The organism is Azorhizophilus paspali, from assembly GCF_043587585.2.
GTDB classification, from domain to species: Bacteria; Pseudomonadota; Gammaproteobacteria; order Pseudomonadales; family Pseudomonadaceae; genus Azotobacter; species Azotobacter paspali.
In genome coordinates, this window is record NZ_CP171449.1 from 558,317 (window position 1) to 574,066 (window position 15,750).

Sequence of the window (15,750 nt, forward strand, 5' to 3'; positions counted from 1 at the left end):
CGGTGAAGGGGAAGCTGGCTCAGGTAGCGCTCGGGCCGCTGCCGATCTGCCAGACGTAGGGCGGCTCGGTGCCGTTGATCTCCCAGTCGCCGACGATGCGTTCCTTGTAGATCAGCGGGTTGTGCGAGGCGGCGGTGCGCGCGTTGCGCCAGTGGCGGTCGAGCTGCTTGGCCTCGCTGGTGGCGGAGGCGCCGAGGGCGTTGAACAGGTCGCTGGTGGCGCGCAGGATCAGCTCGGCGATCACCACCTGGGCCTTGGCCGATTCCAGTTCGGCGGCGACGTTGGCGTCGTGCTCGGCCCGCTCGTCGTCGCCGAAGCGGGTTTCGTAGGCGCGCTGGGCCGGGGCGGCGGCGCGCAGGGCGGTGGCCTCGGCGGCGTAGACCAGGGCGGCAGCCTTGCCGATCACCTGCTGGATCTGCGCGTCCTGGCTGACCCGTGGAGCGTTGCCGTGGCTGAAGATGCGCGTGCGCTGGCGCACCTCGCCGGCGAAGTCGCGCAGCGCGCCGCGCCCGGAGCCGGCCAGCACGGCGATCAGCACCAGTTGGTAGAGCGCGGTCTGGTATTTGAAACGGCTGGAGAAGTCGATGATGTTCTCTTCGGCAACCACCGCGTCGTCGAACACCGAGCTGCCGCTGCCGGTGGTACGCTGGCCGAAGCCGTCCCAGTCGTCGCTCTGCCGCACGCCGCTCTGGTCGGTGCTGACCGCGGCGATCACGTCGCGGCCGTCGTCGTCGCGCTGGGCGTACACATCGATCCAGTCAGCGAAGATGCTGCCGGTGCTGTAGTACTTGTGGCCATTGACCACCCACTGGTCGCCCTGGCGGCTGACCCGGGTGCCGACTTCGCCGATCTTCACCGCGCCGACCTCGGTCCAGGCGTTGCCGACCAGTTCGCCGGCGACGAAGCGCTGGAACCACTTGTCCTGGCGGACCTCGGCGTGGGCGTTGAGACGGTCCTCGACGAAGGCGAAATGGCCGCGCAGCGCCTGCGGCACGTTGGAGTCGGCCTCGGCCAGCTCGATCAGCAGTTGCACCAGTTGCACCAGCGAGGCGCCGGCGCCGCCGTATTCCAGCGGCACGCGCACGGCGCCGAAGCCGGCTTCCTTGAGCCATTTGAGCGGTTCGTAGGGCAGGCTGCGGTTGCGCTCGCGCTCGACGGCGCCTTCGGCGATGCGCGCGAAGATCGGCCGGAAACGCTCAGCCAGGCGTTCGTAGTCGGTGCCGGTGGATAGAGCTAGCGGATGTTGCTGGGCGGTCATGGGAAGGCTCCTGAGTTGGACCGATCGCGGCGACCTTACAAGCCGCCGGGCTGTTGGCAAGCCTTCTGCACAGGCCATGCCCACCCGCCGAACCCGGAATTCGTGCGGGTTCCAGCCATTTCCGGACGGTTTTCCCTGTTGCCTGCGGAGCAACTTGCTGGCGGACTGCGGCCAGGGCAACAGCGCCGCGCTGTCTTGGCGGGAGCCATGCTAGTGAATGGCGATCCGAAGCCCCGTTGTCCGTCGCGAAGTCATAGGGTGGGCAACGCCACGGGCTTGGCCAGCACGGTGGATGGCTTCGGCCATCCACCCTACAGGCGGCGGCCAGGGCAAGAGCGCCGCGCTGTCTTGGCGGGAGCCATGCTAGTGAATGGCGATTCGAAGCCCCGTTGTCCGTCGCGAAGTCATAGGGTGGGCAACGCCACGGGCTTGGCCAGCACGGTGGATGGCTTTGGCCATCCACCCTACAGGCGGCGGCCAGGGCAACATCTTGGTGTTCAACGGCTTCTACGGCGTGCCGGTGTGCGCCATCCGCTACGACGAACCGCAGAAGGTGCTGGCCGCCCGGCCGGGGCTGAAGGTGCTCCAGCCGGAGCGTCCGAGCACATCGAACGGCGGCGCTTCGGTCTTTTGCAAGCTGAACCTCGCACGCTGTCGTTCTTTGACTCGGAAAAGGCCGTGCGGCCCGTGCCCAGGTACCGTGCCGGCTTTTGCCGAGACAGTCCCTGTTTCGGGTTCTCGCCCGAGTCGCTTTGTCAGGCTTTTCGCTCCGGCATCTGGCTTTTGAGCGGGGCGAGTGCTGCTTGCGAATTCGGGATCATGCTTGAAAAGGCTTTTCGCAAAGGTTGGCACGACACCCTGTTCGCCTTTCGTCAGGCCGAGCGCAGGTGCCATGGAAGAGGGGAAGCCGTGCCCCTGGAGCGGAACGCTGTCCGCCGGGCAGCACCTGCGCAACAGCTTGCGTCGGCAAGAACACCTCGAAAATCCGCTTTTTATTTTCAAATTACTGATTTTTAAACCGATTTTCCTGTTGGCACGGCTGCTGCTCTAAGGTCTTTGGCGGGTGCCGTTGGGGTGCCCGGTGTTTTCCAGCCACCTTCTTAGTTTTGGAGCACATGCCATGAGTCAGGAACCGATCAAGTTCGCCTACTGGGTACCCAACGTCAGCGGCGGTCTCGTCGTTAGCAAGATCGAGCAACGCACCAGTTGGGACATCGACTATAACCGCGAACTGGCGAGGATCGCCGAGAAGGCCGGCTTCGAATACGCGCTGTCGCAGATCCGCTTCACTGCCGGCTACGGCGCCGAGTACCAGCACGAGTCGGTGGCCATCAGCCACGCACTGCTGGCCTCCACCGAGAAGCTGCGGGTGATCGCCGCGATCCTGCCGGGGCCTTGGCATCCGGCGGTGCTGGCCAAGCAGATCTCCACCATTTCCCATCTCACCGGCGGACGTATCGCGGTGAACATCGTTTCCGGCTGGTTCCGCAGCGAGTTCACCGCCATCGGCGAACCTTTGCTGGAGCACGACGAGCGCTACCGGCGTTCCGAGGAGTTCATCGAGGTGCTCAAGGGCATCTGGACCCAGGACGATTTCAGCTACCGGGGCGACTTCTACCGCTTCCACAACTACAGCCTCAAGCCCAAGCCGCTGCAGCAGCCGCGCCCGGAGATCTTCCAAGGCGGCAGTTCGCGCGCGGCGCGCGACATGGCTTCGCGGGCGGCCGACTGGTACTTCACCAACGGCAATAGCCTAGAAGGGATCAAGGCCGAGGTGGACGACTTGCGCGCCAAGGCCGCGGCCAACAACCACAAGGTCAAGGTCGGCGTGAACGCCTTCATCATCGCCCGCGACACCGAGGAGGAGGCCAGGGCCGTGCTCGCCGAGATCCTCGCCAAGGCCGATCCCGAAGCGGTCAGGGCCTTCGGCCACGAGGTCCGCCAGGCCGGCGCGGCCAGCCCGGAAGGCGAGGGCAACTGGGCCAAGTCCACCTTCGAGGACCTGGTGCAGTACAACGACGGCTTCAAGACCAACCTGATCGGCACCCCGCAGCAGATCGCCGAGCGCATCGTCGCCCTCAAGGCGGTAGGCGTGGACCTGATCCTCAGCGGTTTCCTGCACTTTCAGGAGGAGGTCGCCTACTTCGGTGAGAAGGTGCTGCCGCTGGTGCGCGAGCTGGAGACCAAGCGGACCGCCGAGAAGAGCGCGGCATAAGCCATGGTTCGCTTCGCGGACGGCGGGGAGCGTGTCCCCACCACCCTGCCGGACTGGCTGTGCTGGCAGGCGCGGCAGCAGGGTGAGAGCATCGCCCTGCGCCACAAGCGCCTAGGCATCTGGCAGGCGCGCACCTGGACACAGGTGGCCGGCAGCGACTTCCCGGTACTGCAGGGCATCAGGAAGGAGGTGGTCGATAAGGGCCAGGACGACCTGGCCGACCCGAAGCGCTTCGGCACCGTCTATTACAACCTCGGCGTGGTCAACGGCATCCTCAACGTCGAGGCACTGCGCATCGCCCAGGAGAAGTTCGGCAAGCAACCTTTGAGCGGCGAGCAGGTGCGCCGGGGCTTCGAGAATCTCAAGTTGGACGACGCGCGCTTGGCCGCTCTCGGCGCCAAGGGGCTGGTGCAGCCGCTCAAGCTGTCCTGCTCCGACCATGAGGGTGGCGGCGCGGTACGCTTCCAGCAGTGGGACGGCGAGAAATGGACGCTGATCAGCGACTGGGTACAGGCCGATCGCGCCCTGCTGCGGCCGATCATCGAGGCGTCCTCGCGCAAGTACGCCGCCGAGAAGGGCATCGTGCCGCGCGATTGCGCCAAGGAGGCCTGAGCGGCCCGTCCGAGGATGGCCCGCCCGCGCCATTCCCTTGTCATACGGACGGACGATGATGAACTGCTTCACGACCGGGCATCCTGCGTGGGCATTCTGTGAACCACGTCTGTTGTACGGACTTATCAGGCCGCGTGCCTGGGGCGATAATTGGCCTGCTTCCGCTTTTGGAGACGGTCTTGTCGAGTCCATCCCATTTCGTTACCGATGCTTCCTTGTTGGTGGTGCAACTGACCGACACTCACCTGTTCGCCGACGCCGAGGCGCGTCTGCTCGGCATGCAGACCCAGGACAGCCTGCAACGGGTGGTCGAACTGGTCCGCCGCGAGCAGCCGCGCATCGACTTGGTGCTGGCCAGCGGCGACATTTCCCAAGACGGTTCGGCCGATTCCTACGCGCGTTTCCTGCGTATCTGCGCGCCGCTCGCCGCGCCGCTGCGCTGGCTTCCCGGCAACCACGACGATCCTAAGGTCCTGGCGCGTGTCGGCGGCGAATGCCGCCAGCCGGTCGTCGACCTAGGCGACTGGCGCCTAGTGCTGCTCGATTCGGTCTTGTCCGGCGCGGTGCCCGGCTTCCTCGACGCGGACGAACTGGCCCGGCTCGAACGGGCCTTGGCGGAGGCGCCCGAGCGTCATCACCTGGTTTGCCTGCACCACCACCCGGTATCGGTCGGCTGCCAGTGGATGGAGTCGATCGGCCTGCGCAACGCCGAGGCGCTGTTCGCCGTGCTCGACCGCTTCCCGCAGGTGCGCGCGCTGCTCTGGGGGCATGTGCACCAGGAGTTCGACAGTATGCGCCGCGGCGTGCGCCTGCTCGCCTCGCCCTCGACTTGCGTGCAGTTCACGCCTGGCAGCGCGAATTTCTCGGTCAGCGACCAGGCGCCCGGCTACCGCTGGCTGCGCCTGCACGCCGACGGCCGGCTGGACACCGGCGTGTCGCGGCTGACCGGCTACCGCTTCCAGATCGACTACGCCACGGACGGCTACTGAGGCCCTGCGGGGGCATGCCGCACAGCGGTGAAGCGGCCGGCCGACTTGAGACTGTCGCCTGCCGCTTGTAGCCTTCTTCTGTCACCCTCGACCGAGAGTCATGCCCAGCGCCGTGCCGTCCATTCTCTATATCCACGGCTTCAACAGTTCGTCCGCTTCCCTCAAGGCCCGGCAACTGACCTGTGCCATGCAAGCTCTTGGCCTGGCCCTGCGGCTGCGGGTGCCGGATCTGCACCACCATCCGCGCCGGGCGATCGCCCAACTCGAGACGCTGCTCGCCGAGCTGGGGCGCCCCACGCTGGTCGGCAGCTCCCTAGGCGGCTACTATGCGACCCACCTGGCCGAACGGCACGGCCTGCGGGCCGTGCTGATCAACCCCGCGGTACGGCCCTACCGGCTGTTCGGCAGCTGTCTGGGGACGCAGCACAACCATTACAGCGGCGAGACCTGGGAGCTGACCGTCGGCCATTTAGCGGCGCTCGCCGAGTTGGAGGTGCCGCCCCCGCGGGACCCCACGCGCTACCGGGTGTGGCTGCAGACTGGCGACGAAACCCTCGATTGGCGGGATGCCGCGGCCTACTACAGGCATTGCGCGCCGGCCGTCAAGCGGGGCGGCGACCATGGTTTCCAGGGCTTCGCCGGGCACCTGCCGGAACTGCTCGCCTTCGCCGGCTTCGATGCCACGCTGTGGCGCGATTTCGATTTTTCCGAACTCTGAAGTAAGGCAACCATGGCTCAGACCTACAACGCGGACGCCATCGAAGTCCTTTCCGGGCTCGACCCGGTGCGCAAGCGCCCGGGCATGTACACCGATACCACGCGTCCCAACCACCTGGCCCAGGAGGTGATCGACAACAGCGTCGACGAGGCCCTGGCCGGTCACGCGAAATCCGTGCAGGTGATCCTTCACGAAGACAATTCGCTGGAGGTGATCGACGACGGCCGCGGCATGCCGGTGGACATCCACCCGGAGGAGGGCGTGCCGGGGGTCGAACTGATCCTCACCAAGCTGCATGCCGGCGGCAAGTTCTCCAACAAGAATTACCAGTTCTCCGGCGGTCTGCACGGCGTCGGCATCTCGGTGGTCAACGCGCTGTCGACCCGCGTCGAGGTGCGGGTCAGGCGCGACGGCAACGAATACCGCATGGTCTTCGCCGACGGCTTCAAGGCCAGCGAGCTGGAGATCGTCGGCAGCGTGGGCAAGCGCAATACCGGCACCAGCGTGCATTTCTGGCCGGATGCCAGGTACTTCGATTCGCCGAGGTTCTCCGTCGCCCGCCTCAAGCACGTGCTCAAGGCCAAGGCGGTGCTCTGTCCGGGCCTGTCGGTGAGCTTCGAGGACAAGGGCAGCGGCGAGAAGGTCGAGTGGCACTACGAGGACGGCCTGCGCTCCTACCTGGCGGATGCCGTCGGCGACTTCCCCCGCTTGCCCGAGGAGCCCTTCACCGGCAGCTTCGCCGCCAGCCGCGAAGCGGTGGAGTGGGCGCTGCTGTGGCTGCCCGAGGGCGGCGAGTTCCGCTCGGAAAGCTACGTCAACCTGATCCCCACCGACCAGGGTGGCACCCACGTCAACGGTCTGCGCCAGGGCCTGCTGGATGCCATGCGTGAGTTCTGCGAATTCAGGAGCCTCTTGCCGCGCGGCGTCAAGCTGGCGCCGGAGGACGTCTGGGAGCGCATCGCCTTCGTCCTCTCGATGAAGCTCGCCGAGCCGCAGTTCTCCGGGCAGACTAAGGAGCGCCTGTCCTCGCGCGAGGCGGCGGCCTTCGTCTCCGGCGTGGTCAAGGACGCCTTCAGCCTGTGGCTCAACGAGCACCCCGAGCTGGGCCTGCAACTGGCCGAACTGGCGATCAGCAACGCCGGCCGCCGTCTCAAGGCCGGCAGGAAGGTCGAGCGCAAGAAGATCACCCAGGGGCCGGCGCTGCCCGGCAAGTTGGCCGACTGCGCCGGGCAAGACCCGCTGCGCGCCGAGCTGTTCCTGGTCGAGGGCGATTCTGCCGGCGGCAGCGCCAAGCAGGCGCGCGACAAGGAGTTCCAGGCGATCATGCCGTTGCGCGGCAAGATCTTGAACACCTGGGAAGTGGACGGCGGCGAGGTACTGGCCAGCCAGGAGGTGCACGACATCGCCGTGGCCATCGGCATCGATCCCGGCTCGGCGGATCTTTCGCAACTGCGCTACGGCAAAATCTGTATCCTCGCCGACGCCGACTCCGACGGCCTGCACATCGCCACGCTGCTCTGCGCGCTGTTCGTCCGCCACTTCCGCCCGCTGGTGGAGGCCGGTCACGTGCATGTGGCCATGCCGCCGCTGTACCGCATCGACCTCGGCAAGGAGATTCATTACGCCCTCGACGAGGCCGAGCGCGACGGCATCCTCGAACGCCTGGCCGCCGAGAAAAAACGCGGCAAGCCGCAGGTCACCCGCTTCAAGGGGCTCGGCGAAATGAACCCGCTGCAACTGCGCGAGACCACCATGGACCCCAACACCCGCCGCCTGGTGCAACTGACTCTCGACGACTTCGACGGCACCCGCGAGGTCATGGACATGCTGCTGGCGAAGAAGCGCGCCGGCGACCGCAAGTCCTGGCTGGAAACCAAGGGCAACCTGGCCGAGGTGCTGGTCTGATGCGGCGCTGGCTGGCGGCTTTGTGCCTGCTGTTCGGCACGGCGCCGCACGCCGCGCCGGTGGAGCCCCTGCGCCTGCTCGGCGAGCATCCGCTCGACGGCATGCCGAGCGGCAACTTCTCCGGGCTGGCCCGCTGCGGGGACTTTTTGTGGGCGGTCTCCGACCGCGACGACGACCGCCTCTACCGCCTGTGGCCCGGCGAGAAGGCCTGGCGGGCCGAGGCGCAGACCTTCGTCTTGCCGCCGCTGCCCGACAGCGCCCTGCCCTGGGGCATTCGCGCACGTTCCAGACTGATGGGCAAGCTGCGCGGCGGCGAGATGGATTTCGAGGGGCTGAGCTGCGATGCCCAGGGCAACCGCTATCTGGTCAGCGAGGCCTACGCCGCCGTGTTGCAGTTGCCGGAGATCGGCCAGCCGCAGTGGCTGGCGCTGCCGGCGCCGCTGCTGCGCCAAGCGCGGGCCAGCGGCATGCTGCTTAAGTTCAACGCCATGTTCGAGGGGATAGCCATCGATCCGCCCGGCGAGCGCCTCTGGCTGGCCGCCGAGCGCGAGCGCCGCGGACTGCTGGTGGCGCACCGCGCTCGCGACAACTGGCAGTGCCAAGGCAGTTGCGTGCTGCTCAGCGAGGACGGTCCGGGCGAGTCGCCGGCCCGATTGGAAAGCCGGGGCAAGTGGGCGAGGAGTTTCTCCGACCTGGCCTTCCACGGCGACAAGCTGTTCAGCTTGGAACGCCTGGCGCACCGGATTTGCCGGCACAGCCCGAACACCGGCGAGGTCGAGCGCTGCTGGTCGTTCGCCGACGAACTGCTCACCGACGCGCGCCGCTACGCACAGCCCTGGGGCAGCGCCGAGGCCCTGTGGATCGACGACGACAGCGCCTGGATCGGCACCGACAACGGGACCCTTGCCCGCGGCGACGGCGAGACCCGGCCGATGCTCTGGCATTTCGCTGCGCCGGCCGGGGGCTGGATCGGCCAGCCGTGAGCGCGGCCCACCGCGATACAGGTGTGTCATCGATTGTTTTCCGCGTTGCAACGGATGCGGGGCCGGCCGGCGTTCGCGCCCCTTGGCAACGCAATCGGGGAAACAATCGATGACATCCCCTGGGGACTGACCTATGCACAAATCCTTCGATCCCGGCCTGGACGGCGTGGAGCGCCGCTCCCTCGCCGACTTCACCGAGCAGGCCTACCTCAACTATTCCATGTACGTGATCATGGACCGCGCCCTGCCGCACATCGGCGACGGTCTCAAGCCCGTGCAGCGGCGTATCGTCTATGCGATGAGCGAACTGGGCCTGGATGCCGACGCCAAGCACAAGAAGTCGGCGCGTACCGTCGGCGACGTGCTCGGCAAGTTCCATCCGCATGGCGACTCGGCCTGCTACGAGGCCATGGTGCTGATGGCCCAGCCGTTCAGCTATCGCTATCCGCTGATCGACGGTCAGGGCAACTGGGGCGCGCCGGACGATCCCAAGTCGTTCGCCGCCATGCGCTACACCGAGGCGCGCCTGTCGCGCTATGCGGAGGTGCTGCTGGCCGAACTCGGGCAGGGCACCGCCGACTGGGTGCCGAACTTCGACGGCACCCTGGAGGAGCCGGCGGTGCTGCCGGCGCGGCTGCCCAACCTCCTGTTGAACGGCACCACCGGCATCGCCGTAGGCATGGCCACCGACGTGCCGCCGCACAATCTGCGCGAGGTAGCGGCCGCCTGCGTGCACCTGCTGGACGAGCCGCAGGCGACGGTGGCGCAGCTCTGCGAGCACGTCCCGGGGCCGGACTTCCCCACCGAGGCGGAGATCGTCACGCCCCGCGCCGAGCTGCTGAAGATCTACGAGAGCGGTCGCGGCACGCTGCGCATGCGCGCGCTGTACCGGGTCGAGGACGGCGATGTGGTGATCAGCGCGCTGCCGCACCAGGTGTCCGGGGCCAAGGTGCTGGAGCAGATCGCCGCGCAGATGCAGGCCAAGAAGCTGCCGATGGTCGCCGACCTGCGCGACGAGTCGGACCACGAGAACCCCTGCCGCATCGTCATCATCCCGCGTTCCAACCGGGTCGAGGTGGAGGGGCTGATGCAGCATCTGTTCGCCACCACCGACCTGGAGACCAGCTACCGGGTCAACCTCAACATCATCGGCCTGGACGGCCGGCCACAGGTGAAGAACCTGCGCGCGCTGCTTGCCGAGTGGCTGGAGTTCCGCGTGCGGACGGTGCGCCGGCGCCTGCAGTTCCGCCTCGACAAGGTGGAGAGGCGCCTGCACCTGCTCGAAGGCCTGCTGATCGCCTTCCTCAACCTCGACGAAGTGATCCGCATCATCCGTAGCGAAGACCAGCCGAAACCCGTGCTGATCGAACGCTTCGCGCTCAGCGAGGCGCAGGCCGACTACATCCTCGACACCCGCCTGCGCCAACTGGCGCGGCTGGAGGAGATGAAGATCCGCGGCGAGCAGGATGCGCTGGCCAAGGAGCGCGACAAGCTGCTGGGCCTGCTCGGTAGCGAGGCCAGGCTGAAGAAGCTGGTGCGCAAGGAACTCCTGGTGGACGCCGAGACCTACGGCGACGCGCGGCGCTCGCCGATCGTCGAGCGCGCCGAGGCCAGAGCCCTGTCGGAAACCGAGCTGCTGCCCACCGAGCCGGTGACCGTGGTGCTTTCCGAGAAGGGCTGGGTGCGCTGCGCCAAGGGCCACGACATCGATCCGGCGGCACTCTCCTACAAGTCCGGCGACACTTTCAAGGCGGCGGCCCAGGGCCGCTCCAACCAATATGCCGTATTCATCGATTCCAGCGGCCGCAGCTATTCCCTGGCAGCCCATTCGCTGCCTTCGGCGCGCGGCCAGGGCGAACCCCTGACCGGACGCCTGGCACCGCCGCCGGGGGCGAGTTTCGAATGCGTGCTGCTGCCGGACGACGAGGCGCTCTATGTGTTGGCTTCCGATGCGGGCTATGGGTTCGTGGCCAGGGGCGAGGACCTGCAGGCGAAGAACAAGGCGGGCAAGGCCCTGCTGAGTCTGCCGGCCGGCGCCCAAGTCATGGCGCCGCGGCCGCTGGGCGATGCAGGCAGCGATTGGTTGGCGGCGGTGACCTCGGAGGGGCGCCTGCTGTTGTTCAGGGTCGCCGAGCTGCCGCAACTGGCCAAGGGCAAGGGCAACCGGATCATCGCCATTGCGGGCGCGCGGGTCGCCAGTCGCGAGGAATACCTGTGCGACTTCGTCGTGCTATCCGAGCGGGCGACCCTGCAACTGCAGGCCGGCAAGCGCACCCTGTCGCTGAAGCCGGCCGATCTGGAGCATTACCGGGGCGAGCGCGGCGAGCGCGGCAACAAGTTGCCGCGTGGTTTCCAGCGGGTCGACGCGCTCTTGGTCGAGGAGCCGGGCTGATGGCAGAATGTCGCTGAAATCCTGTGGCTGGTTGCCTGCCCGACTGCCGGCCAGCGACAACCTTTCGATCGCACGGGGCGGCTTGCGAGGGAGCGATGGAGTAGCCATCTCCAGGCCCGACCCGGTCCGTGGCTCGCAACGGCCTCCAACGAATGAATCAGCCTGACTTTGGGCATGGCCGACAGCCTCCCGGTGCGCCTGATCAGCGCAGTGCACCGGGCCACGGCCTTTGGGATGGATTATGGCTGCCTGTCGGCAACCTCCTGGGTGAATATTGATGAGATTCTCGCGTTTTCGCTTGCTTGTCCTGCTGGTTGCCTTTTCCCTGCTGGGCGCCTGCTCGCTCCGCCCGACGACGACTCTCTACCGGCTGGACAGCGGCAACCCTGAAACGCCCAAGCGAAACGGCCCGGCCGTGCTGCTCGGTCCGCTGACCCTGGCCGATTATCTGCAACGGGACGATGCCCTGCTGGTGCAGCGCCACGCGGACGGACACCTGAGTACTGCCAGCGATGCCCGCTGGGCCGGCGACCTCAAGGCCGACATCGACCAGTTGCTGCTGCGTCACCTGGCCTGGCACCTGGATAGCCACCGCCTGATGCCCGAGCCAGGGGCGCCCGGTTTCAAGCCGGACGTACAAATCCAGTTGAACATCACTCGCCTGGATTCGGGTCCCCAGCAGCCGGCTGTGCTGGAGGCCCAGTGGCGCCTGCTGGATCGCCGGGGGTATCTCAGCGAGAGCCGGTTGATTCGTCTGCAGGAGCCGCACCAGGGCTCCAGCGCCGATCAGGTGCGGGCACAGAGTTTGGTGCTGCAGCGTCTCGCCGAGCGGCTGGCGGTGGCGATCCGGCCGCTGGCCGAGCAGCGTGCGCGGACCGCCGCAGTAGCGGCGGAACGGCGCAGGAGCGTGCGCGTGGCCGCGCCCAAGGCGCAGGAGAAACCGCCGCGCAAGCTGGATATCCCGATCGTTACGCCGACTCGCAACGTCGAGGTGTTCCGCTTCTGAGTTCAGGGCAGATCGAACAGCAACACCTCGGTTTTGTCGCGGGCCTCCAGTTTGATGGCCGGCTCGTCGACCAGCGTGGCGCCGTCGCCGGCCGCCAGGAATACGCCATTGACCTGCAGGCTGCCGCTGGCGACGTGCAGGTAGTAGGTGCGCCCGGTGCGGGCCGGCTGGCTGGTCCACTGCCGTTCGTCCAGGCGGGCCAGGTACAGGCAGGCGTCTTGGCGGATCGGCAGCGAGCCCTCGCGGCCGTCCGGCGAAACCAGCAGGCCCAGCCCGCGCAGGCTGGAAAAGTCCTTCTGCGCATAGCGCGGCGGCACCCGGCTTTCCCGGGGCTGGATCCAGATCTGCAGAAGGTGCAGCGGTTCGCTGGCGGACGGGTTGTACTCGCTGTGCACGACGCCGCTGCCGGCGCTCATCACCTGGACTTCCCCGGCCCGCAGGTGGCTGCTGTTGCCCATGCTGTCCTTGTGCTCGACGGTGCCTTTCAGCATGTAGGTGACGATTTCCATGTCGCGGTGCGGGTGGGCGTCGAAGCCGCTTCGCGGCGCGACGCGGTCGTCGTTGATCACCCGCAGTTGCGAGACACCCATATGGTGCGGGTCGTAATAGTCGGCGAAGGAAAAGCTGTGGTAGCTGTCCAGCCAGCCGAGATTGGCGTGTCCACGTTCGTCAGCCGGGCGCAGAGTGATCATCGATTCTCTCCTGTGGGGTGAAGGGGTATCGCCGTCAGCAAGGCTAGTCCGCAGCGAAGTGGATGAAAAATGCGCTTTTCGGAAGCGATTCATCGAATTCGTCGATGGTTTCGGCGCTGGCCGCTGGCGGGGAGGGCTCTTTCGGGAGAGAGGTGGGCGGTCGGAGTAGGGGCAGGAAGAAAGGGCTCGTGCGGAGCTGCGGTCGTCGTTCGGAGTCGACCCACCCGGCTATCCGGGCCACGAATCCGCCGGCCGGGCGGGTCGAAAGGGGCCACGCGCGAGGCCGGGCCGGCTTCGTGCCTGAGGAAACGGCTTATTCTTCCCGGATCTAGAAGTTGCCCATGTGCTCCGGGCCCTTGATCAGCGCCGAATGGTCTCATTCGCCGTCGCCGAGGGCCACGCAGGTACTGAATACCTGCTGGGCGCTGGCGGTGTTCGGTAGGTTCAGACCCAGTTCGCGGGCGCCGGACAGCGCCAGGTTCAGGTCCTTCTGCTGCAGAATGATGCGAAAGCTCGGGTCGCAGGTGCCCTTGAGCATGCGTTCGCCGTGGATTTCGAGGATCTTCGATCCGGCGAAACCGCCCATCAGGGTCTCGCGTGCCCTGGCCGGATCGGCGCCGTTGCGGGCGGCGAACAGCAGGGCCTCGGCGACGGCCTGGATGTTCGGGGCGACGATGGTCTGGTTGGCCAGCTTGGCGGTCTGGCCGTCGCCGTTGGAACCCACGCAGGTGATGTTCTTGCCCATGGCCTGGAACAGCGGCAGGGCGCGCTCGAAGACGTCCAGGCAGCCGCCGACCATGATGCTCAGGGTCGCGGCTTTGGCGCCCACCTCGCCGCCCGGCGTAAAGACGCCGATGGGCGTGGCGGGCATCGCCAAGCGTCACGGCGTGCCGGTCGTAGCCCTGGCCAGCATGCTCGGAGACGGTTACGAACGCCTCTACGGGCACGGCATCGATGCCGCCTTCAGCCTAGTGCCGGGGCCGATCAGCCTGGCTGCCTCCGTCCTGCTGCGTCGGCGCGCCGCCGACATCGCCCGGCTCTGGCAACTGGCGCGTGGCTGAACACGCCATGGGGCGCGACCGGGACAGGGATAGGTCGCGCAGGCTGCCGGGCCTGTTCTGGTTCCTGTTTCAGCGAAATTTATCGTCGATCGCCGAGGAAATGCCCCGAGCGCATACTGCTGTGAAAACCCGGCACGTTCCGGCTCGACGGGCTGTGTCCAGCTTGAAATCAAATGCGCTCCGGAGTGCCTGCTTCCCGCCGGCAGAACGATTCTCGGCGCCGGCCGGCACAAGAGGCGGAGCTGCTCGGGCAGATGGATGTGGGAAAGGGGGGAAGCGCTACCGCGGACAACGGCAGGCAGAAAAGAAGAAGCCGGCAATGCTGCTGGAGGACAACATGCCGGCAAATTTCCCTATGGAAGCAGAAAGCACAGTGAATGTGGTTAGTGTACCCATATGGCGTACATTGTCACCGTGGCATACCGTCACTGTGGCAGGGTGACTCAGGCTGGCAATTACCCAGCTCCGCATGTTCGGCTTCCGAAATTCTTTTTCTCAGGCAGTATCTGGATGGAAATGACCGAGCCGCTTTGGGCACGAAAGAAAAAATTGAGGATTAATCTTGCCGTTCAAGTTTCTTCCATCCATGGGCATACTCGATATCTTGTCGAAAAGCCCGGGCGTTCAAGCTGTGTTTTATTGGCTGCTACCAGGTCGCTCTCTAACGAAATATTCCCATGGCGGGTGTATGTGCAGAGTTTGCCATTAATTACGATTTCATTGTTTTCGATAAAAGTTGTCGACTCGATGGTCGTGGCGCCTTCTATGGCAAGGTCATGGGCCTTGCCTGTTCGAACGCTCGAAGCGAGCGGGTAGCCCCGAAATTTGGATAATTGATCGAAATAAATCCATGACAGTGTTTAAACGAAAAGCATGGATTCGATAGACGAGCATATACAGAAGTTAAAGTATTCTGTGGTTGCGTCTATAGAGCGCTATTACCTACGATGTGATCGTGATGTACCTGTCATGGGTATTTCTGTCCATCATCGAACAATCTCTCGGAAGCGATCCCGAATATTTCGCCAGGGTTTTGTCAGGCGTGCGGATCTGCAGGGAAGTATTGCGGTGAATAGCAACGAAACGACGAAAGGACGCCCTATGGCCAACTCGACAGCGGAGCTCGAAGAGCTCCTTATGCAGCGATCACTGACCGACCCGCAGCTTCAGGCGGCAGCGGCGGCAGCAGTGGACTTCCGGATTCTGCCGGATGCGACGGTGATCAAGATCGGTGGACAGAGTGTCATCGATCGTGGCCGAGCGGCGGTCTATCCGCTGGTGGACGAGATCGTCGCCGCCCGCAAGAACCACAAGTTGCTGATCGGTACCGGTGCAGGTACCCGGGCCCGGCACCTCTACTCGATCGCGGCCGGGCTCGGTCTGCCGGCGGGCGTGCTCGCGCAGCTCGGCTCTTCGGTGGCCGACCAGAACGCCGCCATGCTGGGGCAACTCCTGGCGAAGCACGGTATCCCCGTGGTCGGCGGTGCCGGACTGTCGGCGGTGCCGCTTTCCCTCGCCGAGGTGAACGCCGTCGTCTTCAGCGGCATGCCGCCCTACAAGTTATGGATGCGTCCCGCTGCCGAAGGCGTGATTCCGCCCTACCGCACCGACGCCGGCTGTTTCCTGCTGGCTGAACAGTTCGGCTGCAAGCAGATGATTTTCGTCAAGGACGAGGACGGCCTCTACACCGCCAACCCAAAGACCTCGAAGGACGCCACCTTCATCCCGAGGATCTCGGTCGAAGAAATGAAGGCGAAGGGGCTGCACGACTCGATTCTCGAGTTCCCGGTGCTCGACCTTCTCCAGTCGGCTCAGCATATCCGCGAGGTGCAGGTCGTGAATGGCCTCGTCCCCGGCAACCTGACCCGCGCGCTCGCAGGCGAGCACGTCGGCACCATCATCACCGCGAGCTGAGAACC

At 66.0% G+C, this 15,750-nt stretch carries 11 protein-coding genes and 4 pseudogenes; 12 read left to right on the forward strand and 3 right to left on the reverse strand.

Annotated elements, in window-relative coordinates:
* Positions 1-19: 19 nt before the first annotated feature.
* Entirely contained in the window at positions 20-1,258 is a 1,239-nt protein-coding gene (locus ACGI6K_RS02705; protein WP_376945099.1) for an acyl-CoA dehydrogenase family protein, read from the reverse strand.
* A gap of 472 nt (positions 1,259-1,730) precedes the next feature.
* Between ACGI6K_RS02705 and ACGI6K_RS02710 the strand changes: the two are divergent.
* From ACGI6K_RS02710 to ACGI6K_RS02755, 10 genes and pseudogenes are all read left to right on the forward strand, one after another.
* Positions 1,731-1,853: pseudogene (locus tag ACGI6K_RS02710) on the forward strand (sugar ABC transporter substrate-binding protein); the annotation flags it as partial.
* Between the two features lie 297 nt (positions 1,854-2,150).
* Positions 2,151-2,309 carry a hypothetical protein gene (locus ACGI6K_RS02715; protein WP_376945097.1) on the forward strand — a complete coding sequence of 53 codons (159 nt, stop codon included), beginning with the start codon at positions 2,151-2,153 and terminating at the stop codon, positions 2,307-2,309.
* A 69-nt stretch (positions 2,310-2,378) separates the two neighbouring features.
* The gene (gene sfnG, locus ACGI6K_RS02720; protein ID WP_376945095.1) at positions 2,379-3,473 is read left to right on the forward strand and encodes a dimethylsulfone monooxygenase SfnG; all 1,095 of its coding nucleotides are present in this window, start codon (positions 2,379-2,381) and stop codon (positions 3,471-3,473) included.
* Positions 3,474-3,611: 138 nt separating this feature from the next.
* Positions 3,612-4,085, forward strand: a pseudogene (locus tag ACGI6K_RS02725) (ABC transporter substrate-binding protein); the annotation flags it as partial.
* 179 nt (positions 4,086-4,264) lie between these two features.
* Positions 4,265-5,074: a 3',5'-cyclic-AMP phosphodiesterase gene (cpdA, locus tag ACGI6K_RS02730; protein WP_376945093.1), complete on the forward strand. Its 810-nt coding sequence runs from the start codon at positions 4,265-4,267 to the stop codon at positions 5,072-5,074.
* 100 nt (positions 5,075-5,174) lie between these two features.
* Entirely contained in the window at positions 5,175-5,792 is a 618-nt protein-coding gene (locus ACGI6K_RS02735; RefSeq protein WP_376945091.1) for a YqiA/YcfP family alpha/beta fold hydrolase, read from the forward strand.
* Between the two features lie 12 nt (positions 5,793-5,804).
* Complete coding sequence (gene parE / locus ACGI6K_RS02740) at positions 5,805-7,697, forward strand: DNA topoisomerase IV subunit B (protein ID WP_376945089.1); 1,893 nt, start codon at positions 5,805-5,807, stop codon at positions 7,695-7,697.
* Positions 7,697-8,680, forward strand: a complete 984-nt coding sequence (locus ACGI6K_RS02745; RefSeq protein WP_376945087.1) for an esterase-like activity of phytase family protein — start codon at positions 7,697-7,699, stop codon at positions 8,678-8,680. Before parE ends, ACGI6K_RS02745 begins: the two co-directional genes overlap by 1 nt.
* A gap of 133 nt (positions 8,681-8,813) precedes the next feature.
* Positions 8,814-11,072 (forward strand): DNA topoisomerase IV subunit A, encoded by a 2,259-nt coding sequence (gene parC / locus ACGI6K_RS02750; protein ID WP_376945085.1) that lies wholly within the window; start codon positions 8,814-8,816, stop codon positions 11,070-11,072.
* A 277-nt stretch (positions 11,073-11,349) separates the two neighbouring features.
* The gene (locus ACGI6K_RS02755; RefSeq protein ID WP_376945083.1) at positions 11,350-12,078 is read left to right on the forward strand and encodes a PqiC family protein; all 729 of its coding nucleotides are present in this window, start codon (positions 11,350-11,352) and stop codon (positions 12,076-12,078) included.
* Positions 12,079-12,080: 2 nt separating this feature from the next.
* Here the strand turns inward: ACGI6K_RS02755 and ACGI6K_RS02760 are convergent, their stop codons facing one another.
* Both ACGI6K_RS02760 and ACGI6K_RS02765 read right to left on the reverse strand, forming a co-directional pair.
* A complete protein-coding gene (locus ACGI6K_RS02760; RefSeq protein WP_376945081.1) occupies positions 12,081-12,770 on the reverse strand; it encodes a pirin family protein in 690 nt (229 codons plus the stop codon).
* A gap of 376 nt (positions 12,771-13,146) precedes the next feature.
* Positions 13,147-13,608 (reverse strand): annotated as a pseudogene (locus ACGI6K_RS02765) (NAD-binding protein); the annotation flags it as partial.
* 7 nt (positions 13,609-13,615) lie between these two features.
* Between ACGI6K_RS02765 and ACGI6K_RS02770 the strand changes: the two are divergent.
* Together ACGI6K_RS02770 and ACGI6K_RS02775 are read left to right on the forward strand one after the other, a co-directional pair.
* Positions 13,616-13,831: pseudogene (locus ACGI6K_RS02770) on the forward strand (glycerate kinase); the annotation flags it as partial.
* A 1,101-nt stretch (positions 13,832-14,932) separates the two neighbouring features.
* Positions 14,933-15,745, forward strand: coding sequence for an amino acid kinase family protein (locus ACGI6K_RS02775; RefSeq protein WP_376945079.1), 813 nt, complete (start codon positions 14,933-14,935; stop codon positions 15,743-15,745).
* Positions 15,746-15,750 lie beyond the last annotated feature (5 nt).

What these genes read in the sequence shown, in the direction of transcription:
- ACGI6K_RS02715 (WP_376945097.1), top strand. Translation starts at nt 2,151, where the DNA reads ATGGAAGAGGGGAAGCCGTGCCCCTGGAGCGGAACGCTGTCCGCCGGG.
- ACGI6K_RS02735 (WP_376945091.1), top strand. Translation starts at nt 5,175, where the DNA reads ATGCCCAGCGCCGTGCCGTCCATTCTCTATATCCACGGCTTCAACAGT.
- parE (WP_376945089.1), top strand. Translation starts at nt 5,805, where the DNA reads ATGGCTCAGACCTACAACGCGGACGCCATCGAAGTCCTTTCCGGGCTC.
- ACGI6K_RS02760 (WP_376945081.1), bottom strand. Translation starts at nt 12,770, where the DNA reads ATGATCACTCTGCGCCCGGCTGACGAACGTGGACACGCCAATCTCGGC.
- ACGI6K_RS02755 (WP_376945083.1), top strand. Translation starts at nt 11,350, where the DNA reads ATGAGATTCTCGCGTTTTCGCTTGCTTGTCCTGCTGGTTGCCTTTTCC.
- ACGI6K_RS02705 (WP_376945099.1), bottom strand. Translation starts at nt 1,258, where the DNA reads ATGACCGCCCAGCAACATCCGCTAGCTCTATCCACCGGCACCGACTAC.
- parC (WP_376945085.1), top strand. Translation starts at nt 8,814, where the DNA reads ATGCACAAATCCTTCGATCCCGGCCTGGACGGCGTGGAGCGCCGCTCC.
- sfnG (WP_376945095.1), top strand. Translation starts at nt 2,379, where the DNA reads ATGAGTCAGGAACCGATCAAGTTCGCCTACTGGGTACCCAACGTCAGC.
- ACGI6K_RS02775 (WP_376945079.1), top strand. Translation starts at nt 14,933, where the DNA reads ATGGCCAACTCGACAGCGGAGCTCGAAGAGCTCCTTATGCAGCGATCA.
- ACGI6K_RS02745 (WP_376945087.1), top strand. Translation starts at nt 7,697, where the DNA reads ATGCGGCGCTGGCTGGCGGCTTTGTGCCTGCTGTTCGGCACGGCGCCG.